Source organism: Flavobacterium zubiriense (assembly GCF_041729725.1).
Classification (GTDB): domain Bacteria; phylum Bacteroidota; class Bacteroidia; order Flavobacteriales; family Flavobacteriaceae; genus Flavobacterium; species Flavobacterium zubiriense.
On sequence record NZ_JBCFQL010000038.1, the window covers coordinates 1 to 334 of the forward strand.

Here is a 334-nt window from a genome sequence, read left to right on the forward strand (position 1 = left end):
TTAAATATTTTGAAATGCATTACTTATATATTCTTTTTTCGGAATCATCTCAAAAATTCTATATTGGAGAAACAAATAATATTGATGAACGAATTTTGAAACATCAAAATCATTATTATTCTAATTCTTTTACTAAAATTGCTAATGATTGGGAAGTTGTTTTAAGTTTTATTTGCATTGATAAAGATGAAGCTATTTATCTTGAAAATTTCATTAAAAGAATGAAGAGTAAAACCTTTAATCTTAAAATAATAGCCGACCCATCGATTCTAAAAGATATTCTTCTCAAAAGAAAAACATAATTGTCCCTGGTTCTCCCGAAGCCTCGGGACTG

The 334-nt window shown here is 26.6% G+C and carries 1 protein-coding gene; it reads left to right on the top strand.

Translation table 11 applies throughout. The features are described 5' to 3' along the window. Window positions 1-302, top strand: a 302-nt coding sequence (locus tag AAGV28_RS15435; RefSeq protein WP_373407645.1) for a GIY-YIG nuclease family protein, incomplete at its 5' end; no start/stop codon positions are given. Between the last annotated feature and the right edge of the window lie 32 nt (window positions 303-334).